We start from the raw sequence: 24,443 nt of genomic DNA, 5'->3' as shown, positions 1-24,443 counted from the left end.
CCTTACAAACCTTATCTTGAGTATAAAGTAGCAGGTTTCTAACAACCTCAATCACCTTTCTATACCTACAAGTAGCATTATTCCTTTTTAGAAAACCGGTCAAAAAACGTTCATAGTAGAAACGTCAAATGTCGATTTACAAAAAGTGAAAATATTAAAATACTTCTCTGCCAAACTGGCATTTTCCCTTAATAATCCTATTTTTGCGGCCTAATTTTTTGTTTCATGGAAACCCTTGAATTAATAGACAAAGTTCATGATGAGGATCGTCAGGGTGAACCTTTTGCTCCAATTGCTATAGAGCCTAATATTTATAAAAAGAAGTTTTATATAGAGAGCTATGGTTGCGCGATGAATTTCGCGGATAGTGAAATTGTTGCTTCAATATTAAGTAACGAAGGTTTTGGGGCGACTAAGAATTTTGAAGAGGCTGATTTGGTTCTGGTCAATACATGTTCTATCAGGGAAAAAGCTGAGGCAACTGTCAGAAAAAGATTGACTGAATTTAAAAAGGCTAAACAGGCAAAGCGCGGAATGCTTGTAGGAATATTGGGGTGCATGGCGGAAAGATTGAAAGGCAAACTGCTTGAAGAGGAAAAACTGGTAGATCTTGTCATTGGCCCTGATGCTTACCGAACCCTGCCTGCTTTGATACAGGATGCAGAATCGGGTCAAAAAGGCGTGAATGTTCTATTAAGCCGCGAAGAAACTTATGGGGACATCGCCCCTATTCGTCTTGATAGCAACGGCGTCAACTCCTTTGTAAGTATTATGCGTGGTTGCAACAATATGTGCAGCTTTTGCGTGGTGCCGTTTACTCGGGGACGTGAACGCAGTCGTGATGCTTTTAGTATTATAAATGAATGCAAGGACTTATTTGACAATGGCTACAGGGAAGTAACGCTTCTCGGGCAAAATGTTGATAGCTACTATTGGGTGGACGAACAGAAAGACATGGTTGTAACTTTTGCGAAACTACTCGAAATGGTTGCCAACATTAGCCCTTTATTACGCGTCCGGTTTAGCACCTCTCATCCGAAAGATATTACAGATGAAGTTCTATTTACAATGGCTAGATACGAGAACATTTGTAAATACATCCATCTACCTGTTCAAAGTGGCAGCACAAGAATGTTGCAGTTGATGAATCGCACCTACACCCGGGAATGGTATATGGCAAAGGTTGATAGAATAAGAGAAATAATGCCTGATTGTAGTATCACCAGCGATATAATTGCCGGCTTTTGCACCGAAACAGAAGAAGATCACCAGGATACACTTTCGATTATCGAGTACAGTAAATATGACATGAGCTATATGTTCTTTTATAGCGAAAGACCCGGAACACTTGCGGCTCGACGCTTCACAGACGACATTCCCTTAGAAGTAAAAAAGAGAAGGCTAAACGAAATTGTAAAGCTTCAAAACAGGTTATCTCAGCACAGCAACTTTGCCGATATCGGTAAAACTTTTAAAGTACTTATCGAAGGCAACTCTAAGAAAAGTGAGAACGACTGGGCTGGCAAGAGCAGTCAAAATAAAGTAGTCGTATTTCCCAAAGCAAGCTATAACGTAAACAAGGGCGACTATGTGAATGTAAAGATAACGAGTGCTACAGGAGCTACGTTACTAGGTGAAATCGTAGAATAAAGATCAGCTGAAATTTTGCCAAAAAAACATACGTTGTTTTTTCTTCTATGCCACTTTAGACTTTTTTCTTCTACAAAGCTTTAAAGCAATTCAACAACTTAACAGGTAAGTATAAGAGAGGAATTTTTTTATTTAAACGGACATAATGGATCTTCAAGTAATTAAAAATAGGTTTGGAATTATAGGAAATAGCGCGGCTTTAAATCATGCATTAAGTGTTGCTGTACAAGTGGCTTCAACGGATTTAAGCGTGCTGATTGTAGGTGAGAGTGGCGTTGGTAAAGAAGCCTTTTCACATATCATCCATGCGCTTTCATCAAGAAAACACAATTCTTTTATAGCTGTTAACTGTGGCGCCATTCCGGAGGGAACTATTGACTCCGAGTTGTTCGGGCACGAAAAAGGATCTTTTACGGGTGCCGTTGATAGTCGCAAAGGCTACTTCGAGACGGTGAGCGGTGGAACTATTTTCCTGGATGAGATTGGCGAAATGCCAATAGGTACACAAGCCCGGCTTCTCCGGGTATTGGAAACGGGCGAATTTATCAGGGTTGGTTCGTCTAAAGTTCAGAAGACCGATGTGAGAGTAATCGCCGCAACGAATCGCGAATTGCTCGAATTTACCCAGACCGGAAAGTTCCGGGAGGATTTGTATTATCGCTTAAGTACCGTGCCTATCAGGGTGCCGGCACTAAGAGACAGGCAGGAAGACATCATCTTATTGTTTAGAAAGTTTGTAATAGACTTTGCCGAAAAGTATAAAACAACCCCGGTACAATTGGATGAAGAGGCAAAAACGCTATTGGTTAACTACCCTTGGAAAGGTAATGTGCGGGAGCTAAAGAACATTGCAGAACAGATTTCTGTATTGACGACAGAAAAATTAATTACTGCGAAACAGCTGAGACAATTTTTGCCGGAGTCAAACATTAACAGGCTTCCCGTTTTAGCAAGCACTTATAATGGCACTTCGCCCGCGCACGAATTTGCTAACGAGCGGGAAATCTTATACAAGCTGTTCTTCGACATGAAGAAGGATGTGACAGAGTTGAAGAAAATGTTTCTCGAAATGCTGCAAAACCCTTCGTCATCAAATGCAGCCGTTGCTTTTGCCCGCGAGTCTTTGCTGCACGATTATAGCCCTGTAAACGGCGATTATCAACAACACCCGCAACATCACCCGCAGCACCAGCAACCTGCTATTCAATCCAACGTTATAAATCATCCGCAGCCGGTAATTTTCGACGATATACATCACCACGAAGAGGTGGAAGAATCTTTGAACATTATGGATAAGGAAAAAGAGTTGATCATTAAAGCTTTGAAAAAGCATAAGGGCAAAAGAAAAGATGCAGCGAGTGATCTTGGCATAAGTGAACGCACCTTGTACCGGAAGTTAAAAGAGTACGACATTGACGAGTGATGTAAGAACCAGTTGCAGCAGTAGAGCGTTGTTCTATTTAGATAGCAGGCATTAATGCTTCTCTCACCTTCGTTGTGTCACTCACTTATACTTTATGTTTTTCATAGCAACGAAGTTTTCTCAAATCCTCTACCTTGACGCCCAGTTTAAACGTTTTTCACACAAGAAATTAGAAAATGAAAATTCAAACTATATACTCTGTCACAGCAGCGAAGCAGAAACTTGTAATTCTTTTTTCATCAATTCTAATAACACTGTTTGCGTCGTGCCACGTATATTCCTTTAAAGATGTAAGCATTCCTCCCGAAGTAAAAACTGTAAAGATTGGCATGATCGAAAACAAAGCAAGGTATGTTGATCCGCAACTTGCGCCGCAGTTAAGAGACAGGGTAGAACAAAAAATTACCGGGCAAACAAGGCTTACAAGAACTAATAACGACGACGCTCACTACCAGATCAGCGGCTACATTTCTGAAAACAATATTACGACTGCAGGTATTTCCAGCCAGCAAGCTGCAACCAACCGTCTTACAATAGGAGTTCATATTGTTTTTCGAAATACACTCACAGCTAAAACAGAGGAATATGATGTGAGTAGAAATTTTGACTTTTCGGCTAACCTAACCCGGCAACAAGCAGAGAACCAGCTTCGTGATGAAATCCTTCGAAATCTAAGCGATGAAATTTTCAACCGCATATTCTCCAATTGGTAGGTAATTGTATTTTCACCGAATGAACAAAACCTCTGAAAAAGTTCTAAACTACCTCACTGGCGCTAATCACTTAGATGCGGTAACAGTTGATGATCTACAAAGACTTGTAGCAGAGAGTCCCTATTTTCCCGTTACGCAGTTTTTATTGGCAAAAAAGCTAAAAGACGAAAACGAGCAAGAGTATTTATTACAGGTTCAAAAGACGGCCTTATATTTCTCGAACCCCTATTGGCTGGAATATCAATTAACGGAGGAAACTGCGGCCGGGGAAAATGTAGAGCAAACCTTACCTGAGAGCCCTATAGAAACGATTGAAACACCTCAGCCTTTAGAATTAGAAAATCAACCAGATCAAGAAATTGCTCCAAATACATTTAAAGTAGCCGAAGGAAATGAAGTATTGGAAGCCCCGACCGAAATACCAGAAAACGCAACTGCTGTAACGGAGGATAAGGTAGATGAAAATATTTCTGAAGAATCTACCACTCTATTTAATGGAACCCAAGCTGCTGAACAAACGGCATCAGTTTTAGAAGAACATCTTTCCCCCGCAACTGAATTGGAAGTCATCGAGCTCGAAGAAGAAATGGCAGGAGTGACTCATGGGACTGATGAATTCACTGAGAAATTTTTAGAGGAAACAGGAAATGGCTTGCAAAAAGATCAAACTGTGGATGATGAGCATGACCGGATGTTTCAAAATATTAAAGCAATGCTCGATGCTTCAAGCGAAGAGGCTGACGCCGATACCAAGAACGCTACCATCGCGATTGACCCATATTACACAATTGACTATTTCGCTTCGCAGGGCATTAAGCTCGAACTCGATCAAAACCCGCAGGATCAATTGGGGCAAAATCTGAAAAAGTTTACCCAATGGTTACGGCACATGAAGAAATTGGGACCTGAAGATGCAACGGAAGCTATCAATCGAACAGAGACTGAAGCAGACATTCAACAGATTGCAGATTCATCAAATACAGTTCGCGAGGTGGTTACAGAGGCTATGGCGTCGGTGCTGGAGAAACAAGGAAAAAAGGATAAAGCGATCGAATTGTATAACAAATTAAGTTTTTTGAATCCCCACAAAAGCGCTTACTTTGCCGACAAAATAAAAAAATTAAAAGGTTTCTGAGATGACAATTTTATTTCTAATTCTAATAGTGCTGGCTAGTGTAATCCTTGGTTTTATCATTTTAGTTCAAAATCCAAAAGGTGGTGGACTTTCAGGAAGTATAGCAGGTTTTAACAACCAGTTTATGGGCGTAAAACAAACGAACGATGTACTTGAAAAAGGAACGTGGATCTTTTCGATACTGATAGCTTTGCTATGCATCTTCTCTACTTTTTTTATGACTAGCAGTGCTGGTAGCAATGACAACGATATCTTAAATAAAATCAACACAAGCCAGGGAACCTCTCCATCAAGGCAAGCTGTACCAACTACACCACAACAAACAGCGCCGCCAGCTTCGAGTCAAACAAAATAAAGGTTAACAACCTCTTTTAATATATTTGCCCTGTCTCAATGTTGACGGGGCTTTTTATTTATTTTAGTTCAGCTTTCGTTATGAAAAAAATCCTCATTCTCCTTTTTATTTTATTTGTTTTGGTAGCAGGAGTTGCTGCGTACATGGTAATGGGAAGCGCAACGGCTTTTAATGAAAACAAGAAATACTTGCTGGTTTACACAGGCAAATCTGATGAAGCCTCGGTGATGAACTATATCAAGGAGCATGACTTGATAAAACACCCGGGATTGTTTGAGCTACTGGCTGGGAAAACAGGCGTTTGGAAACGGTTAAAGCCAGGAAGATTTGAAATAAAAAAAGGTGAAAGCCTTTTGAACATAACAAGAATGCTAAGAAATAACAGGCAAACCGCTGTTAAGCTCGTTATTAATAAACTTAGAACAAAAGGAGATCTTGCCTCAACTATTGCGAAAAATTTCGAAGCTGACTCGAGCGAGGTCAGCGAGTTTATTAATAATCCTGATAGTGCGGCTAAGTTGGAAGTAAATGAGAATACGTTCATGACGATCGTCATACCTAACACTTACACATTGTACTGGAATACTTCACCGAGCAAAATTTTCAGAAGGCTTAAAAGTGAAAGCGAAAGCTTTTGGAAGAAAAATAATCGATTGGATAAAGCTGAAAAATTAGGTTTTACTCCTGATCAAATTTATACCATTGCTTCGATTGTGGAGGAAGAAACCAATCAACAGGATGAGAAGGGAAATGTTGCCAGTGTGTATATAAACAGGTTTAGATCCGGGATGCCTCTTGGTGCAGACCCGACCATTAAATTTGCTTTAAACGATTTTAGCCTGAAAAGAATTTATGAGAAACATCTCCAGGTAGTTTCTCCTTATAATACTTACCGAAACAGGGGACTGCCTCCCGGGCCAATTTGTACCCCTTCATCAAAGACGATTGATGCTGTTTTAAATTCCCCTAAAACAGATTATATGTTCTTTGTCGCCAAAAGTGATTTCTCCGGTCACCATACCTTTAGCACTAACTATGCTGAGCATTTACAACATGCAAAGGAATACCAGAAAGCGCTCGATGAATTGATTTTGAGAAAACAGAATGCTGCCAAAAGTGCGATGTGACAAAGCTTGAACGGATAATAATACAATCGAAACCTGCCTCATTTATTGGCCGTACCAGTAAAAAAATTATTCTTCCAGGTTTTCATGGTGTGCCTTTGTATGATGCTTTTGTTTTTTTTATTGAGCAAATAAAAAAATCAGGACTTAATAACAGGGCAAAGTCTATATCGTTTGACTTTGCGATGGCCATTCCAGCCGTGTTGATATGCATTTTTACACTCATCCCCTATATGCCTATATCAAAGCAGTTTACAAAAGAATTGCTTCGATTAACAAGAAGTATAACGCCTAATCAAAACTCATACAATTTCGTAAATAGCTTTTTGCAGGACTTCCTTAATACGCCGCGCGTAGGTTTAATGTCTTTTGGTTTTGTGCTGGTAATTTTTTACGCTTCCAATGCCATGCTAAGTATCATTCGAACTTTTGACAATGCCATATATCAGCAACACCGTAGAAGAAATTTTATACGCAAAAGAATAAAAGCAATCAGGCTCACCATAGTTGTTTTAGGACTACTAATGGGGACAATCTTATTGCTGATAGGCCAGGGAATTCTATTTGACCATATTATCAAATGGCTAAAACTGAAAGGTTCAGATGTTTTATGGATAGCAATCCTGCGATGGATTTTCACGGTTACACTGTTTTTTTACTCCATTTCGTTTATTTACAAATATGCTCCTTCGGTTAAAAAAAGATGGCCGTTGGTAACTCCCGGGTCTGTTCTTGCAACTTTCCTTATGATCGCTACTACGTATGCATTTTCTTTTTGGGTGAACCATTTCAACAACTACAACAAAGTGTATGGCTCGCTTGGAACAATCTTGATTTTTATGCTCCTTATTTACCTAAACTCATTGATCTTATTGATAGGCTTCGAACTGAATCTAAGCATCACGTTTTTAAAGTCGCATGTAGAAGATAAGAACCAGAAGGAATTGAGAAGAGTTTCGAAAGTGTAATTGTTGAAAAGTGAGATACGGTATAAGAGTGTGACACAACGATGTTGAAGAGGGAGGGTATGCAGGCTAAAAAAATCTTCCTCATTACACTGACACCTGCGACGTAGTATGCTCCTCATTTTTTTGGATCAAACCAATCCGATAAGAATGTTCAATCGCCTCTTTACTATGCACAAAGTGACAAACTTGTACCCCGGCCGCCTCTATCTTTCTAATTTCCTCTTTTACGTTCGTCAGGTTTTTCTCATACACGTGCCGGAGGTATACGCTAATTACACGACCAGGAAAATGCGTAACAATACCGGCATAAATTATAGGGTCTTGCTGAGAGTCATCGCCTAACAACACAAACCTTTGTGTTGGATATGCTTCGAAAATACGTGCGATACGCATAAACTTCGTACTGTGCTTTGTAGCACCTGTCTTCCAAACTTCTGCAAGTCTTTTTATCTGGCTCAAAAGGAAGACACCTTCGGGTAGTTCATTTTTTCGTGTAAACTCTTTTATGAAATCATATAAGTTCCACTCGCTGCTGGAGACATAAAAAAAAGGATTGGGATTGGTGACAGTAGTCTGTGCAAGCGCGAGGAGTTTGTAGTGGCTAACAACGCCTTCAAAAGGTTTGCGGCTGTGAGCGTTCTTGGTGAGCAGCACGTACAAACGCTTCCTTATGTTGGAAGAATGTGAAACCAAAAATGTATCGTCGATATCCGAGATAAACGAGTACTGGTTTACGAAAGGGATGATAACAGAGCCAATACCTGTAGCAAATACTGCATTGGTTTCCTTTGAATAATATTGCACCTGTATCTTATAACTACCGGGAGCCATTGCCGCCTGGTGCTTCCATTCGAAACGAAAGAAACCATCTTTTGCAGTCGTAGTTTCACATACAGTTCCTCCCCACACCATTCGCACATTTGCATCGGCTATCCGAACTACCATAAAGGACCTGAGTAAGGCAAATGTATTCGTCCAAAAATTCTTTCTGTATCTTTTGCGAGGCAAAGGACTTAAACTAAAAACATGGCCAAAGACAATCATTTGTGATACATTTCCGTATCCATGATATACTTTTACCACCGGCTCGTTGGTGAGTCTGAATATATTAAGTAACTTCTTTTCTAATCGATCAAAAAAAGAAATCTTGGCTGTAGGTGGAGCAATTGGCATAATGACTAAACTATGAAAATTAACACAAAATGACTCAAACAACAATAACTACAATCTTGTTTGTTGTCAATCCAATCTCAGGCGGGAAAGACAAAAAAGATCACCAGGACGCCATCGAAAAATACTTCGTGGCACTTCCACATAAAATTGATCTCTTTTTAATAAGCGACAAAAATAATGCGCAGTGTTTGGAGAAACACATTGAGAAGTTTAAACCACAGATAGTAGTTGCTGTCGGCGGTGATGGAACCGTAAGCATGGTTGCCAAAAAAATTATAGGTACAGATATTATTTTGGGGATTGTTCCGGCAGGCTCTGCTAATGGTATGGCGAGAGAATTAAATATTCCCGAAGCTGTCGATCAAGCTTTAAAAATTATAGAAAATGGCCGGGTCAAAAAAGCTGATGCGATCTCGATTAATAATCAACTTTGCCTCCACTTGAGTGATATCGGGTTAAATGCCCGCCTTGTAAAATATTTTGAAGAGGGAAATATGCGGGGCAAACTGGGCTACGCGAAGGTTGCGCTCAGGGTTCTTTTTAATACCCAGAATATTCGTGTGATCATAAAATCAAAAGAGGGCGAGATAAAGAGGGATGCATTTATGGTTGTATTAGCCAATGCAAGTAAGTACGGAACGGGTGCTGTCATTAACCCTAATGGAGATTTATACGATGGTCTTTTTGAAGTCGTAATCATCAAACATATTGGTATTGGAACGCTGTTAAAAAGATGGATCACACCGAAAACGCTTGATCCTAAAAAAATAGAAGTTATACATGCTGAGGCTGTTCGCATACACACAAGTAGAAAAGTACACTTCCAGGTAGATGGCGAATACATAGGCAAAGTGAAAGAAGTGTCGGCCCAAATACTTCCGGGCCAACTAAATATTCTCGTTCCCGAAGAGGGTTAACGATACCACTAAAAATTTTTTTTTACCAACTTCATATTTCTATGGTGCATTCTTGCGTCGCACTCTTATAGATTTCATTCATCGCGCATCATATTTACCACTTAAAGACGTTCTGTGTAGTTGAGCCTAAAACCTTACTTTCTTTTTAAAGCCCCGGAATGTATAACCTCATTTCAAAACTTGCATACTTTCTCATAGCTCCCCAAAACTGGATCATCTTTTTTTTGATTTGGATATTTCTTACAAAATCAAAAACCATTAAAAAAAGGCTTATTGTAACAGTAGTGCTGATGATCTTATTTTTTGGCAATGAGTACATCTATGTCACGTTAGTTAACGCATGGCAGCCAAAGCCGGTAGACCTGGTCAATAGGGCACCGTATGAAGCGGGAATTGTATTAGGCGGCAGTTCGAGTTTTGATAAATATGGGAGAGGCTATTTCAACATGTCTTCGGACCGTTTTATTGAAACGTGCATCTTATATAAAACCGGAAAGATAAAAAGGATCATTGTCAGCGGGGGAAGCAATGGGCCTAACCAGCCGAGAGATGCAGATTTCCAGTACAAGAAAATGATTGAGCTTGGTATTCCTGCTGGCGACATTTTGGTTGAAAATGCTTCAAAGTCTACGTTCGAAAACGCCCTGTTCTCGAAAAGAATTATTGACTCTTTACGTCTACATCCTCCCTTTGTTTTAGTTACTTCAGCTATGCATATTCCAAGGGCAGAAAGAGTTTTTAGGAAAGCAGGACTTTCTGTTATTCCCTTCCCCTGTAATTATTATGTTTTTGAGAGTAAGTTTGATTTTGCCGATTATTTCGTTCCTGCAGTCGGCACCATCTTTAGCTGGAGTACTTATTTGAAAGAGGTAGTTGGGCTTATTGGGTACAGGGTTTTTGGAAAAGTGTAATCCACAGAGCTAGCGGCATTGCTGCGCTTGTGCTACCTACTACCTTATCAATTGAATTACTACTATCGACCATTTCAAGACTTTCTTTCAATTAATCTAAAATCTTCAGCTCTTGGTATTTTATCCATAACCGATATGATAAAGTCAGGTGGGACTGTTAGTTTACGTTTTACAATGTCCATCCAGGCCCCATCAACGGTAACGATTGCTGCAACCGTATCCCCGTTTTTAATTATTTCATGTTGCATTGTCCAGCGACTATAGGTAGCAGTACATTGCTTTAAAACAACATTGATGGAAACCTTGTCTTGAAATTGAATTTCTCTTTTAAATAAACATTCTTCTCTAAACAAGATCGGTCCTAGCTGGTGTTGCATCAATACCTCTGTACTAAGACCTACCTCTGTTAACAAACTCATTCTCACGTACGCACCAAAATCATAATAGGCCGAGTGTTTTACATGAAAATTTGGATCAAGATCACTCCATCTTATTTCTACGGGTTTGCTATAACTCATTATTACTTATCAGTTCGTTTTAGTGATAGTTCTACTAGCCTCCACATTTCCTTTCATCGCCTGTATTTGTTCCTTAGTTCCAAGTATAATTACCTTCATGCCCACCGTTATCGCCGTTGCCTCCGGTGGATTGATCACAAATTTTCCTTCCGCACTTTTCACGCCTAAACAATTTACACCAGTTTTGCGCCAGGCCATTATTTCATGGAGCGATTTATCTTTCAGATCAGTTGGCAATACTTCGTATCCGACTGCTTCAAGATGAATTGACTCTCCATCAGCGCTGGAGAGGTAATCTATAAATTCTATTACATCAGGTTTAGTAACCAGCGTTGCCATGTGCATACCGCCGATTTTATCAGGAAGGATAACATTATCAGCTCCCGCCTTTCTCAGTTTCGGCGCTGAACTCGCATGCGACGCGCGACTGATAATTTGAATTTTGCTGTTAGCTGTGCGTGCTGTTAGCACTATAAACACGTTGTCGGCGTCAGCAGGTAAAGCAGTAATTAATGCCTTAGCCCTTTTTATCCCCGCACGTATCAGCGTTTCATCTTCCGTTGCATTCCCCTTAACATACAGCAGCTTTTTTCCGTGCAAAATATCTTCCTCTATTCGATCAACGTTTATTTCTATCACCACAAACTGCACCTTATGCTGGCACAGCGTGGCGGCCGCCTGTTTTCCATTGCGTCCGTAACCACAAAGAATTACATGGTTCTCCAGACTATTAATTGCTGTATTCATTCGGCGATGTTTAAAGTAAAGATTAATTTCTCCATCTACCACATATCGGGTCAACATTGTAATGGCAAATGCGGTTGTGGTAAGGCTTGACCCAATCAGCAGAATGTTGAATATACGGCCGGCATTGCTTAGGTGATGAACTTCATTATATCCTATTGTACTAATAGTTATAATGGTCATATACAGGGCATCAAGAAAACTATAATTTTCAATATACATGAAGCCCGTTGTACCGATTACAATTACAAATACAATTATAGATGTTAGAAAAATTAATCTTCTAAAATTCACTCACATTAGTTTCAACTAAAATATAACCCCCTTCTCAAACTTCCAACAAAGGTTTTTCGATACATTGCACCCTCTAAAAAATCAACTATGTCACTATTCGATAAACTTAACCAGGCCAAAGGCGACAAGCTTTCTGCTAACTTAAAAGCAGGCGAAGATTTTCTTGAAGAGAATAAGAAAAGAGACGCGGTGCACACTACTGCAAGCGGTCTGCAATATGAAGTCTTAACTGAAGGAAGCGGCCCGAAGCCGAAAGCTACAGACAAAGTAAAATGTCATTATCATGGTACTTTGATAGATGGAACTATTTTCGATAGCTCGGTGCAAAGAGGGCAACCTGCAACTTTCCCTTTAAATATGGTTATTAAAGGATGGACAGAAGCGCTTCAATTAATGTCTGTCGGCAGCAAGTACAGGTTGTTTTTGCATCCTTCCCTTGCTTATGGCGAAAGACAAACCGGCGCTGTTATCGGTCCAAACAGTACTTTAATATTTGACGTTGAGTTGCTCGGAATAGGTTAGCGTTAGTTTGCAGAGATTTTTTAAATTGAGCAGAATGGCCGTAAAAAGATTGATAGTAGTAGCTTGTTATATTTCAACCATTATTGCTTGTAGTGGTCCCCGGCAAGCTACTTCTTCAACTATCGGATTTGTCACTTTGTATAACTATTTATTAAATCCTCAGCAGACGTTTAAGGACGATGTTAGCTATGCCTTCATTCGAAATCAGAATGAATTCGAGAAGATGTTTTACATGACCAAGGCTTCACCCGGAACTGCTGTTGTCCCAGATTTTTCGAGCCAGTCTGTTGTTGCCATCATCTTTAAACCAACCCAAAAAGTTGTTTCTCCATACATACAAAAAGCAGCAATAGCAGGCAACGAACTAAGAATTTATTACTCAATAGCAGACACCTCCGCTGGTAGGACTTATGAACAGACACCGTTCGTCGTAGCAACAGTTCCTAAAAGTAGTAGTATTACTGTTGCTAGCTTTTATAAAGATGGCATTAAAGAAAAGACAATAACGCCTGGCTTATAGGTATCAACCTTTTTACTAGTAAAATTCTTGCAATGAAATATCGCTACCAGTTCTTTTTTCTCCCTTGCATCCTTGCTTCGATGTCTATTTCGATTGATGGTTGGTGTTTTCAAAATTCAGACACCTTGAAAAATAACAAGGAAACAAAGATTGTAGCTGACGGTGCTACACCAAAATTAATTTCAAAACAGTTTTCTTTTACTGAGGGTCCGACAGCAGACAAAAAAGGAGATATTTATTTTACCGACCAACCCAACGATAAAATATGGAAGTACGATACAGAAGGAAACCTCTCCTTATTCATGGATAAGACAGGCCGTTCTAACGGAATGTATTTTGACAAAAAGGGAAATTTGATTTCGTGCGCAGATGAACGAAACGAAATGTGGTCAATAGACCCGCAAAAGAAAGTAACGGTTTTGATGTCTGATTTTAAAGGACAATTACTAAATGGACCGAACGACGTATGGGTTCACCCCAAAGGCGGTCTTTATTTTACCGATCCCTTATACAAACGGCCTTGGTGGACGAGGCCAGGGGAACGTATAGCGGCTGAACGAGTGTATTATCTTCCTAAAAATGCCACCCAGCCCATTCCCGTTGATTCAACTATCAAAAAGCCAAATGGTATAATTGGTTCCCCCAATGGAAAGACTTTGTATGTAGCAGACATTGGTGGCAATAAAACTTATAAATACAAAATTGAAAAAGACGGTTCATTAAGCAACCGGGAGGTTTTCGCCGAACAAGGTTCCGATGGAATGACAATTGATAAAAAAGGAAACATCTATCTCTCAGGCAACGGTGTGACTGTATATGATAAAAACGGAAAGAAAATTGAACACATAGATATTCCTGAAAAATGGTCCGCAAATGTTTGTATCGGCGGAAAAAATAAAGATCAATTGTTCATTACTGCTTCCCAGGCAGTGTACACAGTGCCGTTAAAAGTTAAAGGTGTGGGTTCAAAATGAACACTTTTACGACCGTTTTGTTCCTATAATTAAATTCATATTGTATGGGAGATCAAAATAATAATTCAGATGTCTCAAATAAAGAGATGGCTGGAGTGATGGATCGCAACATTAAGGAGCTAGTAAAACTTAGGCAAAACGAAGAAAAAGAAAAAACCCGCGACGAACATATAGCAGACAAGATTACCGGGTTTACCGGTTCAATGCGTTTTGTATACATCCACCTCATTCTTTTTGGTCTCTATGTAATTTGGAATGCGGGTTTAACAAGCATAAAACCAATTGACCCAGGCTTTACAGGGTTGAGTACAATAGCTTCTGTAGAAGCTATCTTTTTATCAACTTTTGTATTGATCCGCCAAAACCGGATGAATAAGCTGGCCGATAAAAGAGCTAACCTCGACTTACAGGTGAGTCTACTTGCCGAACACGAAATAACAAGGCTGCTGACGCTGGTTTCAGAAATTGGACGAAAATTGAATATTGAAGAAGCGAACAATCACGACTACGACGACCTTACCACAGAAATTACTCCTGAGAAAGTTTTAGATACGATCGACAAACACAAACAAGAGATCGTTAGCCAAAATGGAATAGAGTACTAGGTAGCCTTTCTAACTACGATTATTATTATGGAAAACGCTGCGGTTTTTCGTTTTTACAATTCCCTCAGTGATTTCCTTTCACCTGCTCGTAAACTCCAACATCGAATATTGGTTTAATGGCAGCCCGTCCATTAAAGATGCAATTGAAGCGAACGGAATTCCTCATACGGAAGTAAATGAAATTATTGTCAACGGCGCTCCCGTTGATTTTTCCTACACGCTACGCAGAAATGATCGTGCAGATGTTTTTCCCGTCGTAAATATTGCCAGCCTTTCAACGGACTCTGTTATCCCTCCCCTACCCAATCCTGTTAGTTTTATTGCAGATGTTCACTTGGGTAAACTTGCCCGCGAATTGCGAATGCTCGGCATCGACACCTTTTACGAAAACAATTGGAACGATCAACAAGTAGCGGACATTGCACAAAGGGAAAACTGTGTTGTACTTACCCGGGATATAGGACTACTGAAACACAAGAAAATAAAATGGGGATACTGGCTGAGGTCGCAACTCATACAGGAACAGCTGTCAGAAGTTATTGGCCGCTATAATCTTGCTGAGAGCATCCATCCATTTAAAAGGTGCATTGATTGTAATGGCATTATAGAACCAGTGGAGAAAGAAAATATACTGTTACAACTGCCTCCAAAAACAAAAGAGTATTTCAATGAGTTTTATCAATGCAAGGGCTGCGGAAAAGTGTACTGGAAAGGCTCGCATTACGAAAACATGCTAAAGAAGATAAAGACTTATTATACTGATTAAAGTCTTTTTTTGTAGCCGGCATTTGTTCGTCTTGCTACTTTCGTTGTGTCACTCCCTTGTACATCAAATTGTATAGCAGCTACTTTAAAACTAAAACTTACCTTTTCCGCCAACAGCTTAAATTGTTACTACCGTCTTTATGGTATAGCTATTGCAAATTAAAGAGCAAAGGAGTCAACGATGAAAAATGCGGGTGCTGTTCTACTTATTTTAATGCTGTTTGTAAGCTGTACTTGCAACGAGATTAAGCAAAAGCTTCTGCCGGCATTTAATGTCAATATTCCTGATATAAATCTAACAGTTCCTCCCCTGCCAATTGTAACTGATAAAGAAATTCCTGTTGGTGCACTGAAGACGCATATCAATATGGATAGTACGATCAAGGCAAACACAGCGAATACTTTTGGAGCAGATGCAGTGCATTTTGTAAAAATCAAAAAAATGGTTATTAAAGCTTTAAACGCAGATGAAAGTACCAACCTTTCTAATTTTGAAACCGCCCGCATGCGCATTTATACCGACACAGCTTCAACCGACATTACTACCATAAATTTTCCTGAAACTTATTCTGACTCCATTACAGTTACTCCCGCCAACACCCCCGACATCAGTAACTATCTAAGAGGTTCCGATTTATCGTACAACCTTTTCTGGAAGAACAGGAAACCGACCAAAAAATATTTAAAACTAAACGTCAAGATTAGTATAAGTGTACAGTAGTGTAGGAATTTTTAGATGGTAAAAAAATCCCGTTCAAGAGGTCAATTTTCCTATTTTCAATTTTCAACCTTAAATCATTTAAAGCTTAGATCATGCAAAATATTTCTGTCATAGGCGCCGGCACTATGGGCAACGGCATAGCACACGTATTTGCCCAAAACGGCTTTACTGTAAAATTGATTGATGTATCGCAGGAGCAACTTGAAAAAGCTTTACAGACTATTAGTAAAAACCTCGACAGGCAAATATCAAAAGGCACCCTTACGGAAGAAGCAAAAAAAACTGCTTTAAACAACCTTGCCTCATCAACCTCTATAGCCGAAGGTGTCAAAGATGCTGAGCTGGTAGTAGAAGCAGCAACCGAAAATGTTGATTTGAAGCTGAACATTTTTAAGCAACTCGACGAACTTGCTCCTGCTAATTGCATACTTGCCAGCAATACCTCATCAATTTCCATAACTAAAATAGCTGCAGCAACCAAAAGGCCTGAACAAATTATTGGGATGCATTTTATGAACCCAGTACCACTAATGAAACTGGTGGAGATCATAACAGGTTATTCTACCAAACAGGAAGTAACAAATACCATAGTTGAACTGAGTAAAACACTAGGTAAAGTCCCGTGCGTAGTGATCGATTACCCCGGTTTTGTTGCTAACCGTATACTAATGCCAATGATAAATGAAGCGATTTACAGCTTGTACGAAGGGGTTGCTGGAGTAACAGAAATAGATACAGTGATGAAACTTGGGATGGCACATCCGATGGGTCCGCTGCAACTCGCAGATTTTATTGGTCTGGATGTTTGCCTTAGTATTCTCAACGTGCTGTACGAGGGATTTGGTAATCAGAAGTATGCGCCCTGTCCCTTGCTGGTCAATATGGTAACTGCCGGTTTCAAAGGCATAAAATCCGGCGAGGGATTTTATCACTACAGTGCAGGAAGTAAAGAACTGGTGGTAAGCAAACGCTTCAGTTGAGACACATACTTAGAAAGGAACTTGACCCAACATGGTTAGTAGTTATAGTTTGAATGATTTAAGCTGCAAAAATCAAATAGCCCGAACCTCTACCGACTGCAATTCTTTCAACTTAAACTCAACTTCGTTAATCCTGGCTTTAGGTACGCCTATTTCGAGTGAACAAAATAACTGGCTTTCCTGCTTTATAACTTCACACCCAAATTGGCGGACAATGATCATTACGTCGTTCATTTTCGTATAGTCAAACTGTAAAGTATAATTTACCAGTACCTGCTTTTGTATAACTGGAGTTAGTTGAAGTGCAAGAGCGGTTGCCGTTTTATAAGCGTTTATTAATCCTGGTACTCCCAGTAGTGTCCCGCCAAAATACCGCACTACTACTACCAACACGTTTACTATTTGCTTGCTGTCTATCTGCCCTAGTATTTGTTTGCCCGCTGTTCCCGAAGGTTCTCCGTCGTCACTTACCCTAAAATTATTTCCGTCTAACCCTAGTCTATATGCAAAACAGTGATGTACAGCTTTAGGATGTTCTTTCTTCAAAAGCTGCAAATACTTCTTAAAATCTTCAACCGAACGTATTGGATAAGCATAAGCCAAAAACTTGCTTCCACGTTCTTTGTATTCAGCAGTTGAGGGCTTTTCAATAGTATGATAATGTGAGGAGTCAATCATGGGGAGCGACAAGCTGCTCGCTGCAAGCTGCAAGCTTTTTAAAGTTTGTTGTGGAGATTTTTATAATAAGAAATAACGTCTGTTGAAATTGCATCCGAAGAAACGAGTTGATGGTTTGACAGAAGCGGTGCACGCAAACCATTATCGATAATTAGTTGTGTGTTTTCTATTACCCGTGCTTCATCCCATGCGTTTTCATTGATGAACGACTCGGCCAATTTGTTTCCGCCTTCAATTAAAATGCTTTGAATATTAAGTTTATAACAGGCGTTTAATAATGATTGTACAAATGAAGGCTCTTTTTCTATTTTATAATAAGTTACGTTTTGCAACTCCTCGTTCTTTACGCCATTAAAAATGATTGTTTTTTGATTTCCATCAAAAACCTTTAAAGTAGATGGTAACCTCAAGTTCATATCAACTACCAGTCTCGTAGGTGATGGTCCTGTCCAGTTCCTGGTATTAAGAGCGGGGTCATCTTGTAACGCAGTATTTGTTCCAACCATAATTGCCGCCTCTTCACTCCGCCACTTATGCACCAGGCGATTGCTATAACCATTACTGATTAAAACCCTTGAAAAATCTGCATTTGCAATTCTATGATTTTTACTTTGTGCCCATTTTAAAATGATGTGGGGACGTTTCTTAGTATGAAAAGTAAAGAACCTTTGATTCAAGCTTTTACAATCATTTTCTAAAACACCTTTAATTACTTCGATCCTCGCATTTTCAAGTTTCTCGATTCCTTTTCCATCCACTTGCTCAAAAGGATCTCTGCCTCCGACGACGACAGTTTTGATTTTATGTTTGATGATTAAATCCGCGCAAGGTGGTGTCTTTCCAAAGTGTGCACAAGGTTCTAATGATACATACATTACCGAATTTTCAATCAAACCCTTATCCTCATCTCTTACACTGTTTATACAATTAACTTCAGCGTGCGCCTTTCCATATTGCTGGTGATATCCCTCCCCGATGATCCTGTCCTCATACACCAACACAGCACCTACCATAGGATTAGGCGCAACATGCCCTGCTCCCAATCTTGCCAGTTGAAGGCAAAGGCTCATGTATAATTCGTGTTTTTGCATAGCTGAAAGGCTGCAAAAGTAATTTAAAAAAACAGTAGCATTGCAGTATGACTATACAGCTCGCCTACCAACAATTGCTAACACAGTTATACGAGGTATACGAAACCCGGGAGGCAGCAAATATTGCTGATATGGTAATAGAACACGTGACAGGGCAACGAAAAATTGACAGGATCTTGTACAAAGACATTCCCGTATCTCAGGATCAACAAGTACAGATTGAAAAAATAACAAGTGAATTATTACAGGACAGACCCATTCAATACGTGTTGGGAGAAGCGTGGTTTATGGAGATGAGATTGAGAGTTAATGAAAACGTACTAATTCCAAGGCCCGAAACGGAAGAGCTGGTAGAATGGATATTAACCGACATAAAAAAAACAGGTAATAAAGAGATTTCTCTATTTGATATTGGCACAGGTAGTGGATGTATACCTATTGCTGTCAGAAAAAAAATACCGGAAGTAGCAGTTTCAGCGATTGATGTCTCTGGCGACGCTTTACAGGTAGCTATTTTAAATTCGATTGAACAAAAGGTTCTTGTTGATTTTCTTCACCTTGATTTTTTAAATGAGGAAGAATGGAACCAATTAGGCAAGTATAATATTATTGTCAGCAATCCACCATATGTAAAACAGAGCGAGCAAAACTCAATGCGTAATAACGTGTTGAAGTTCGAGCCCACAATTGCTTTATTTGTTCCTAATGAAGACGCACTTTTATTTTATAAAGCAATAGTAAAATTTGCGAAGGCACATCTAAAAACCGAAGGAAGTGTGTATGTCGAAATTAATGAAGCGTTAGGAAAAGATGTAGTTAATCTGTTTAAAGGAAGTGGTTTCACAGAAGTGATCCTTAAAAAAGATATGCAAGGCAAAGATAGAATGGTAAAGGCGACTGGACCATAACGTCTTCAACGACTTTGATAACACTTACTTCACCCCATTATTATCAACAGCCATTACCGGCGTAGCACCCAGCCTCTTTATAACCTGCATTACTTTAATTGCAGTTCCGAGGTGAGAAGTACTGTCTCCATTTATAACAACAGAAGCTTTTGTAGTAGTGTCTTTTGCCAAGTAAGCTCTTAAGTCTGTTTCCAATTGATCCATACCGATCTGTCGCTGCCCAAGGTAGATGTTCTGATCCTTGTCAACCGTCACCACTACTGTCTGCTTAGACTTAGTGTCACTTTTCGCTTTCGGATTTGAAACTTTAATAACATTGGGATTAGCCAAAGTAGATACAATAAGGAAAAACAATAAAAGGATAAACAATATATCGTTCAGTGCGCCAGTGTGCACTTCGGGATGTCTTCTAAATTTGCTACGAATGTTCATTGTAAAAAACAATATTTAAAACAGTATATCCTCAATGTTGCTAATACCTTAGACCTCTTTCAGACTTCCAACCTCGCTTCAACAAACATGAAACAGTTGAACGGAGCGTCGCAACAATGTTTAATAAGAATTACGAAAGAAGGTCTCAAAAGCCTTAAACCTTACACCCTATACATTACACGTTAAACCTAACAACCCTACCTCGTCGGCTCCTGAAGTACATCAATAAAATCTGAGCTGGCGACTTCCATTTTATTGGCTGTTTTATCTATTTGTGCAGTCAAAACATTGTGACCAATGTATGCAAGTAAACCGATGATCAGACCAGTACCAGAAGTAATCATTTTTACATAGATACCACCGGCTATGTCGTTCAAAGTAAAGTTACCAGTGCTGGCGATACCATAAAACAACTGTATCATACCTACGATAGTACCAAGGAAGCCAAACATCGGCGCAATACCCGCAATGAGGGAAAGGATGCTAAGGTTTCTCTCCATTTTATACATTTCAAGCTTTCCAACATTTTCCATGCTTTTCTCAATTGCGTCAATAGGCTTACCAATTCGCTGAATGCCTTTGTCAATAATTCTTGCAACAGGGTTGTTGGTATTTTTTGCAAGCGTGCGGGCTGCGGAAAGATTACCAGTCATAATGTTGTCGCGGATCATACTCATAAAATTATCCTCGATCTTGCTTGCTTTCCTGATAGCGATTAACCGTTCGAAAAAAACGAAGATTGCTCCTACCAACAGCAGGTACAAAGGATACATTATAAAACCGCCCTTGTCTAATAAACTCCACAAAGAAATTTGTGCAGGAGCTGTTGTTGCCGCTGCCACGGTGGCTGTAGAGTCTGCTAGTTGTGTATTAATCTGAAGTAATAACCACATCATTCTTTAGAGTTGTTTTCGAGTGAAAATGTAAAAACTACAATTGCACTTTTAAGGATAAATATGTTAAGTAACAGTTGAACGAATGTAATCGCTTTGATTTCATCCTGCTGCTTGCGGTGCTGTTAAAGTTTTGCAGTTTATTAATTGCGAAGTATCACTTCGCTCAGTACGATAAGTAAAAAGGCAAAAGGAAAAAAAAGAGACCTCTTCCTTTTTAATTTTTACTTTTTATTTTTTACTTCGACTGCATCACCTCTCACCAGTAAAACTATTATACACTTTTATCATAATTAATCTATGTGTATAAAAAGAAAAAAGCGCCGGAAAATGCCGGCGCTTTTACACAAATGAGCATATAGTTTAGTTCTTGTCTGAACTCTGTTTTACCATACCCATAATCTGTTTCATTGTATTTTCCATACCTGACGGACTGCCATCAAGAAACAGCATATTTCCTTTTCCATATTCTGCAAAGTTCTTTACAGCTTCTGTCCACATACTAAAAAGGATAACATTCGTATCAAGGTTAGCTTGCTTCATTTGTTCTGCAGCCTGGCTCATACCTTTTGCAACTTCCTCCCGGAACAGCGCAACACCCTGACCACGTAAACGAGCGGCTTCTCTTTCAGCTTCGGCCGCGATCTTTATTGCGTTACCTTCTGCTTCGGCGCCTTTTGTTTTTGTAATCAATAAGGCCTGGCCTTCGTTTTCAGCAGCAGCTTTCAGGTTATTACTTGCTACAACCCTACTCATACTGTCCATGATCTGCTGATCAAACCTTATATCGTTCACCTGTAAATCCTGCAAATGATAACCCCAGTCTTCCAAAGAACGGTCAATCTGCTCTTTAACAAACTCGATAATTTCGCGGCGAAGTAAAAGAATTTCTGCCTGTCTTTTTGTAGCTACAAAAGCCCGTATCGAACCCTCAACTGTTCGGATTAGTGCCTGCATTAAATCTTTTTCGCTAATGAATTTAAAGGCCACTCTTTTAATGGTTTCCTCATTTTCATTTTGTACAGAGTACAACAACATGCATTTGAAATAGACGTTTGCCTGGTCAACTGTTACAGCCTGGAACTCCAGTTCTACTGATCTGTTTTGAATACTCACCCGCTTATAAATCTGTTCGAGCAAAGGGATCTTAAAACCAAGTCCCGGACGAAGAATGCGGCGGTATTTTCCAAACATGATTATTACGGCAACTGTTCCCTGGGTTACAGTAACAAGGCCGCTAAAAATAATAATGAGAATAATAATTAACCACCAATAAGAAAACAAGGTCTCCATAATAATTATTTGTTTTTAAGTGATGTATGAGGTTAACGGGTAAATGTAATTATAATAGTATTGCAAACGGAAAAATTTGCTACAATGAAAGCCGGCTGTTTTAGATTGATGGAAACGACGAAGGTGTAAAAGCATTTATTCGACTCCTGCATATACGTCCGATAACTGCAATTGCAGGGCGATTGCAGTAACCTCAAATGTATCTGCCAGGTTTTTAGCTTCAGACAAAGTCCACGTTAGATCAGCATTTTTCAAGTAATGGATACAATGAGTGGAGGTAGAATCAATAAGAATATATTCCTTCAACGATTCAATCTCGCGGTACAAATCGAATTTAGCTCCACGATCATAGTTGCCTGTAGACGGAGATAAAATTTCGATAATGACTGCAGGATTGAGGAGCGTATCAAATTCATTATCTACAAAGACGGGTTTGTCACAAACGATTAAAATATCAGGATAAGTGTATAAAGTATTCTTTGGAATATGGATACGCAAATTGCTGCCAAACGACCTGCATTTTTTGCCTTTTAAAAATCCTCCTATAATAACCCGAAGATTATCTTCAATTATATTGTGTTTAAAAGAAGCGCCGCTCATTAAAAAAATTTCGCCGCGATAGAACTCATGCCTTTCCTGCGACGTGCGCTCAAAAGCAAGGTATTCCTGGTCAGTGATATGTTTAACAGCGGGTTGAGACATATAATAAAGATACAAAATCGAACTTTATTAGTAATTGCAATTATCAGCTCTTTTCGGCCCAAACCTGTACAAGGTTCACCATTACCTCAACAGCTTTCTTCATATCTCTCACTCCTATCCATTCTTTTTTGCTATGAATTGCTTGCATGCCCGTAAATAAATTGGGGCAGGGCAAACCCATAAAATTTAGCCTACTCCCATCTGTACCGCCACGAATACTTTGCTTACGAACCCCAACATTACTTCTCCTGTAAGCCTCTTCTGCAAAATCAACAACTTGCGGATGTTGCTCTATTATCTCTTTCATATTTCTATACTGCTCCGTCACATTGAATTCCATTCTTGCTTTAGGATGCTGCTTCAAAACTTGTTCAGCAATACTTCGAAGCCTCGCCGCATTTGCCTGTAATCCATCTCTGGTAAAATCGCGAACGATAAATTCAATTGTGGCTTTTTCAGCCAGTCCATCTACCCGAACCGGATGCACAAATCCCTGGCGTTTTTCTGTTGTCTCAGGACTGAATTCATCTTTTGGCAGTGCCGCCAATATTTCTCCTGCTATTTTAAGTGCGTTAACCAAAGTATTTTTTGCGTAACCGGGATGGGCAATTACGCCATGTACAGTTATAACGGCGGCATCTGCACTGAAAGTTTCATCTTCCAATGTACCCAATTCGCCTCCATCCAACGTGTATCCAAAGTCGGCAGCAAGTTTACTCATATCCAGTTTAGCTGTTCCTTTGCCGATTTCTTCATCCGGTGTAAATAGTATTCTTATTGCACCATGCTTCACCTCCGGATGTGTCATGAGGAAGTTAGCAAAGTCCATTATTTCCGCAACCCCTGCTTTATCATCAGCGCCTAACAACGTTGCTCCGCTTGCAGTTATAATGCTATCACCCGCATGTTCTGCCAGATATTTACAGTCATTTACGCTCAAAACCTGGGTTGCATCATCAGGCAGTACAATGTCTTTTCCATCGTAATTTTTGTGCAAAATAGGTTTCACATTTGTGCCACTACAGTCGGGTGCAGTATCTACATGACTACAAAAACAAACCACCGGAACTTTCTTATCTGTATTAGATTGGATGGTAGCATACACGTACCCAAACTCATCTACATAGGCATCTTCCACACCCATGGCTATTAATTCTTCAACTAAAACTTTACTTAAGTTTCTTTGCTTTTCTGTTGAAGGTGAAGTAGAACTTTGAGGATCACTTTTAGTGTCGATCTGAACGTAACGCAAAAATCTTTCAACACAAGTGTATTCGTATGTATCAAACATGATAGTTTTTTTTGGCAAATTAGCTTAATCAATTCAAGCTTTTAAAACATGTCAACCTCGAGTTTTTAAATTTTTTATACCCGGCATTCGTCTTTCGTTTCGCCTCTGTTGTGTCACTCACCTGTACCCCATCTTTTCATGGC

27 protein-coding genes are annotated in these 24,443 nt (G+C 39.5%); 17 read left to right on the top strand and 10 right to left on the bottom strand.

The features are described from left to right. Positions 1-225 precede the first annotated feature (225 nt). From miaB to SAE01_RS05690, 7 genes are all read left to right on the top strand, one after another. Positions 226-1,650, top strand: coding sequence for a tRNA (N6-isopentenyl adenosine(37)-C2)-methylthiotransferase MiaB (miaB, locus tag SAE01_RS05720; protein ID WP_147202692.1), 1,425 nt, complete (start codon positions 226-228; stop codon positions 1,648-1,650). Between the two features lie 145 nt (positions 1,651-1,795). Further along, positions 1,796-3,073, top strand: a complete 1,278-nt coding sequence (locus SAE01_RS05715) for a sigma-54 interaction domain-containing protein (protein ID WP_147202691.1) — start codon at positions 1,796-1,798, stop codon at positions 3,071-3,073. A gap of 176 nt (positions 3,074-3,249) precedes the next feature. Then, complete coding sequence (gene lptE / locus SAE01_RS05710) at positions 3,250-3,786, top strand: LPS assembly lipoprotein LptE (protein ID WP_147202690.1); 537 nt, start codon at positions 3,250-3,252, stop codon at positions 3,784-3,786. Positions 3,787-3,805: 19 nt separating this feature from the next. Next, a complete protein-coding gene (locus SAE01_RS05705; RefSeq protein ID WP_147202689.1) occupies positions 3,806-4,921 on the top strand; it encodes a DUF8458 domain-containing protein in 1,116 nt (371 codons plus the stop codon). 1 nt (position 4,922) lies between these two features. Then, positions 4,923-5,276: a preprotein translocase subunit SecG gene (gene secG, locus SAE01_RS05700; protein ID WP_147202688.1), complete on the top strand. Its 354-nt coding sequence runs from the start codon at positions 4,923-4,925 to the stop codon at positions 5,274-5,276. 80 nt (positions 5,277-5,356) lie between these two features. Next, positions 5,357-6,403: an endolytic transglycosylase MltG gene (gene mltG, locus SAE01_RS05695; protein ID WP_170234086.1), complete on the top strand. Its 1,047-nt coding sequence runs from the start codon at positions 5,357-5,359 to the stop codon at positions 6,401-6,403. Beyond that, the gene (locus SAE01_RS05690) at positions 6,400-7,368 is read left to right on the top strand and encodes a YihY/virulence factor BrkB family protein (RefSeq protein ID WP_170234085.1); all 969 of its coding nucleotides are present in this window, start codon (positions 6,400-6,402) and stop codon (positions 7,366-7,368) included. The genes mltG and SAE01_RS05690 overlap by 4 nt, the downstream gene beginning before the upstream one ends. Before the next feature lie 84 nt (positions 7,369-7,452). Here SAE01_RS05690 and SAE01_RS05685 read toward each other — a convergent pair whose 3' ends face one another. Further along, positions 7,453-8,541, bottom strand: a complete 1,089-nt coding sequence (locus SAE01_RS05685) for an App1 family protein phosphatidate phosphatase (RefSeq protein WP_147202685.1) — start codon at positions 8,539-8,541, stop codon at positions 7,453-7,455. A gap of 29 nt (positions 8,542-8,570) precedes the next feature. Here SAE01_RS05685 and SAE01_RS05680 point away from each other — a divergent pair, with 29 nt between their 5' ends. Together SAE01_RS05680 and SAE01_RS05675 are read left to right on the top strand one after the other, a co-directional pair. Then, complete coding sequence (locus tag SAE01_RS05680; protein WP_147202684.1) at positions 8,571-9,458, top strand: diacylglycerol/lipid kinase family protein; 888 nt, start codon at positions 8,571-8,573, stop codon at positions 9,456-9,458. Between the two features lie 158 nt (positions 9,459-9,616). Continuing rightward, positions 9,617-10,369: a YdcF family protein gene (locus SAE01_RS05675; protein ID WP_147202683.1), complete on the top strand. Its 753-nt coding sequence runs from the start codon at positions 9,617-9,619 to the stop codon at positions 10,367-10,369. 74 nt (positions 10,370-10,443) lie between these two features. Here SAE01_RS05675 and SAE01_RS05670 read toward each other — a convergent pair whose 3' ends face one another. Next, on the bottom strand, positions 10,444-10,887 hold the full coding sequence (locus SAE01_RS05670) for an acyl-CoA thioesterase (protein WP_246113167.1): 444 nt from the start codon (positions 10,885-10,887) through the stop codon (positions 10,444-10,446). A 9-nt stretch (positions 10,888-10,896) separates the two neighbouring features. Continuing rightward, positions 10,897-11,925, bottom strand: coding sequence for a potassium channel family protein (locus SAE01_RS05665; RefSeq protein WP_147202681.1), 1,029 nt, complete (start codon positions 11,923-11,925; stop codon positions 10,897-10,899). A gap of 87 nt (positions 11,926-12,012) precedes the next feature. On the opposite strand from SAE01_RS05665, the gene bamJ reads away from it, so the two are divergent. The 7 genes from bamJ (at position 12,013) to SAE01_RS05630 (ending at position 17,012) form a co-directional block, all read left to right on the top strand. Further along, positions 12,013-12,447, top strand: coding sequence for a BamJ family beta-barrel-assembly machinery protein (gene bamJ, locus SAE01_RS05660; RefSeq protein WP_147202680.1), 435 nt, complete (start codon positions 12,013-12,015; stop codon positions 12,445-12,447). A gap of 34 nt (positions 12,448-12,481) precedes the next feature. Next, entirely contained in the window at positions 12,482-12,967 is a 486-nt protein-coding gene (locus SAE01_RS05655) for a hypothetical protein (protein ID WP_147202679.1), read from the top strand. Between the two features lie 32 nt (positions 12,968-12,999). Beyond that, entirely contained in the window at positions 13,000-13,941 is a 942-nt protein-coding gene (locus SAE01_RS05650; RefSeq protein ID WP_218029098.1) for an SMP-30/gluconolactonase/LRE family protein, read from the top strand. A gap of 44 nt (positions 13,942-13,985) precedes the next feature. Further along, positions 13,986-14,546, top strand: coding sequence for a DUF1003 domain-containing protein (locus tag SAE01_RS05645; protein ID WP_147202678.1), 561 nt, complete (start codon positions 13,986-13,988; stop codon positions 14,544-14,546). Positions 14,547-14,613: 67 nt separating this feature from the next. Further along, a complete protein-coding gene (locus tag SAE01_RS05640) occupies positions 14,614-15,312 on the top strand; it encodes a Mut7-C RNAse domain-containing protein (protein ID WP_218029097.1) in 699 nt (232 codons plus the stop codon). 180 nt (positions 15,313-15,492) lie between these two features. Continuing rightward, the gene (locus tag SAE01_RS05635) at positions 15,493-16,032 is read left to right on the top strand and encodes a hypothetical protein (protein ID WP_147202677.1); all 540 of its coding nucleotides are present in this window, start codon (positions 15,493-15,495) and stop codon (positions 16,030-16,032) included. Positions 16,033-16,124: 92 nt separating this feature from the next. Beyond that, positions 16,125-17,012 carry a 3-hydroxybutyryl-CoA dehydrogenase gene (locus SAE01_RS05630; RefSeq protein WP_147202676.1) on the top strand — a complete coding sequence of 296 codons (888 nt, stop codon included), beginning with the start codon at positions 16,125-16,127 and terminating at the stop codon, positions 17,010-17,012. A gap of 72 nt (positions 17,013-17,084) precedes the next feature. Here the strand turns inward: SAE01_RS05630 and SAE01_RS05625 are convergent, their stop codons facing one another. Both SAE01_RS05625 and ribD read right to left on the bottom strand, forming a co-directional pair. Further along, positions 17,085-17,723, bottom strand: coding sequence for an IMPACT family protein (locus tag SAE01_RS05625; RefSeq protein ID WP_246113166.1), 639 nt, complete (start codon positions 17,721-17,723; stop codon positions 17,085-17,087). Positions 17,724-17,728: 5 nt separating this feature from the next. Beyond that, the gene (gene ribD / locus SAE01_RS05620; protein WP_147202675.1) at positions 17,729-18,781 is read right to left on the bottom strand and encodes a bifunctional diaminohydroxyphosphoribosylaminopyrimidine deaminase/5-amino-6-(5-phosphoribosylamino)uracil reductase RibD; all 1,053 of its coding nucleotides are present in this window, start codon (positions 18,779-18,781) and stop codon (positions 17,729-17,731) included. Positions 18,782-18,828: 47 nt separating this feature from the next. On the opposite strand from ribD, the gene prmC reads away from it, so the two are divergent. Then, on the top strand, positions 18,829-19,689 hold the full coding sequence (gene prmC, locus SAE01_RS05615; protein WP_147202674.1) for a peptide chain release factor N(5)-glutamine methyltransferase: 861 nt from the start codon (positions 18,829-18,831) through the stop codon (positions 19,687-19,689). A gap of 24 nt (positions 19,690-19,713) precedes the next feature. Here the strand turns inward: prmC and SAE01_RS05610 are convergent, their stop codons facing one another. The 5 genes from SAE01_RS05610 to pepT form a co-directional block, all read right to left on the bottom strand. Further along, complete coding sequence (locus SAE01_RS05610; protein WP_147202673.1) at positions 19,714-20,121, bottom strand: ExbD/TolR family protein; 408 nt, start codon at positions 20,119-20,121, stop codon at positions 19,714-19,716. Positions 20,122-20,318: 197 nt separating this feature from the next. After that, complete coding sequence (locus SAE01_RS05605; RefSeq protein WP_147202672.1) at positions 20,319-21,017, bottom strand: MotA/TolQ/ExbB proton channel family protein; 699 nt, start codon at positions 21,015-21,017, stop codon at positions 20,319-20,321. A gap of 360 nt (positions 21,018-21,377) precedes the next feature. Further along, positions 21,378-22,307 (bottom strand): SPFH domain-containing protein, encoded by a 930-nt coding sequence (locus SAE01_RS05600; RefSeq protein ID WP_147202671.1) that lies wholly within the window; start codon positions 22,305-22,307, stop codon positions 21,378-21,380. 135 nt (positions 22,308-22,442) lie between these two features. Then, positions 22,443-23,009 carry a Uma2 family endonuclease gene (locus SAE01_RS05595; RefSeq protein WP_147202670.1) on the bottom strand — a complete coding sequence of 189 codons (567 nt, stop codon included), beginning with the start codon at positions 23,007-23,009 and terminating at the stop codon, positions 22,443-22,445. Positions 23,010-23,052: 43 nt separating this feature from the next. Then, the gene (pepT, locus tag SAE01_RS05590) at positions 23,053-24,300 is read right to left on the bottom strand and encodes a peptidase T (protein ID WP_147202669.1); all 1,248 of its coding nucleotides are present in this window, start codon (positions 24,298-24,300) and stop codon (positions 23,053-23,055) included. Between the last annotated feature and the right edge of the window lie 143 nt (positions 24,301-24,443).

The sequence above is a fragment of the Segetibacter aerophilus genome (genome assembly GCF_007991655.1).
GTDB lineage: Bacteria > Bacteroidota > Bacteroidia > Chitinophagales > Chitinophagaceae > Segetibacter > Segetibacter aerophilus.
Note: the sequence above shows the minus strand (reverse complement) of the source record. Positions and strands in the feature narration are given on the sequence as shown.

Bases quoted from the DNA above. Each gene is read 5' to 3' on its own strand.
- SAE01_RS05715 (WP_147202691.1), top strand. From the start codon at position 1,796: ATGGATCTTCAAGTAATTAAAAATAGGTTTGGAATTATAGGAAATAGC.
- SAE01_RS05630 (WP_147202676.1), top strand. From the start codon at position 16,125: ATGCAAAATATTTCTGTCATAGGCGCCGGCACTATGGGCAACGGCATA.
- SAE01_RS05680 (WP_147202684.1), top strand. From the start codon at position 8,571: ATGACTCAAACAACAATAACTACAATCTTGTTTGTTGTCAATCCAATC.
- SAE01_RS05685 (WP_147202685.1), bottom strand. From the start codon at position 8,541: ATGCCAATTGCTCCACCTACAGCCAAGATTTCTTTTTTTGATCGATTA.
- SAE01_RS05635 (WP_147202677.1), top strand. From the start codon at position 15,493: ATGAAAAATGCGGGTGCTGTTCTACTTATTTTAATGCTGTTTGTAAGC.
- pepT (WP_147202669.1), bottom strand. From the start codon at position 24,300: ATGTTTGATACATACGAATACACTTGTGTTGAAAGATTTTTGCGTTAC.
- SAE01_RS05610 (WP_147202673.1), bottom strand. From the start codon at position 20,121: ATGAACATTCGTAGCAAATTTAGAAGACATCCCGAAGTGCACACTGGC.
- SAE01_RS05650 (WP_218029098.1), top strand. From the start codon at position 13,000: ATGAAATATCGCTACCAGTTCTTTTTTCTCCCTTGCATCCTTGCTTCG.
- ribD (WP_147202675.1), bottom strand. From the start codon at position 18,781: ATGCAAAAACACGAATTATACATGAGCCTTTGCCTTCAACTGGCAAGA.
- SAE01_RS05670 (WP_246113167.1), bottom strand. From the start codon at position 10,887: ATGAGTTATAGCAAACCCGTAGAAATAAGATGGAGTGATCTTGATCCA.
- secG (WP_147202688.1), top strand. From the start codon at position 4,923: ATGACAATTTTATTTCTAATTCTAATAGTGCTGGCTAGTGTAATCCTT.
- SAE01_RS05605 (WP_147202672.1), bottom strand. From the start codon at position 21,017: ATGATGTGGTTATTACTTCAGATTAATACACAACTAGCAGACTCTACA.
- SAE01_RS05675 (WP_147202683.1), top strand. From the start codon at position 9,617: ATGTATAACCTCATTTCAAAACTTGCATACTTTCTCATAGCTCCCCAA.
- miaB (WP_147202692.1), top strand. From the start codon at position 226: ATGGAAACCCTTGAATTAATAGACAAAGTTCATGATGAGGATCGTCAG.
- bamJ (WP_147202680.1), top strand. From the start codon at position 12,013: ATGTCACTATTCGATAAACTTAACCAGGCCAAAGGCGACAAGCTTTCT.
- lptE (WP_147202690.1), top strand. From the start codon at position 3,250: ATGAAAATTCAAACTATATACTCTGTCACAGCAGCGAAGCAGAAACTT.
- prmC (WP_147202674.1), top strand. From the start codon at position 18,829: ATGACTATACAGCTCGCCTACCAACAATTGCTAACACAGTTATACGAG.
- SAE01_RS05645 (WP_147202678.1), top strand. From the start codon at position 13,986: ATGGGAGATCAAAATAATAATTCAGATGTCTCAAATAAAGAGATGGCT.
- mltG (WP_170234086.1), top strand. From the start codon at position 5,357: ATGAAAAAAATCCTCATTCTCCTTTTTATTTTATTTGTTTTGGTAGCA.
- SAE01_RS05600 (WP_147202671.1), bottom strand. From the start codon at position 22,307: ATGGAGACCTTGTTTTCTTATTGGTGGTTAATTATTATTCTCATTATT.
- SAE01_RS05595 (WP_147202670.1), bottom strand. From the start codon at position 23,009: ATGTCTCAACCCGCTGTTAAACATATCACTGACCAGGAATACCTTGCT.
- SAE01_RS05655 (WP_147202679.1), top strand. From the start codon at position 12,482: ATGGCCGTAAAAAGATTGATAGTAGTAGCTTGTTATATTTCAACCATT.
- SAE01_RS05705 (WP_147202689.1), top strand. From the start codon at position 3,806: ATGAACAAAACCTCTGAAAAAGTTCTAAACTACCTCACTGGCGCTAAT.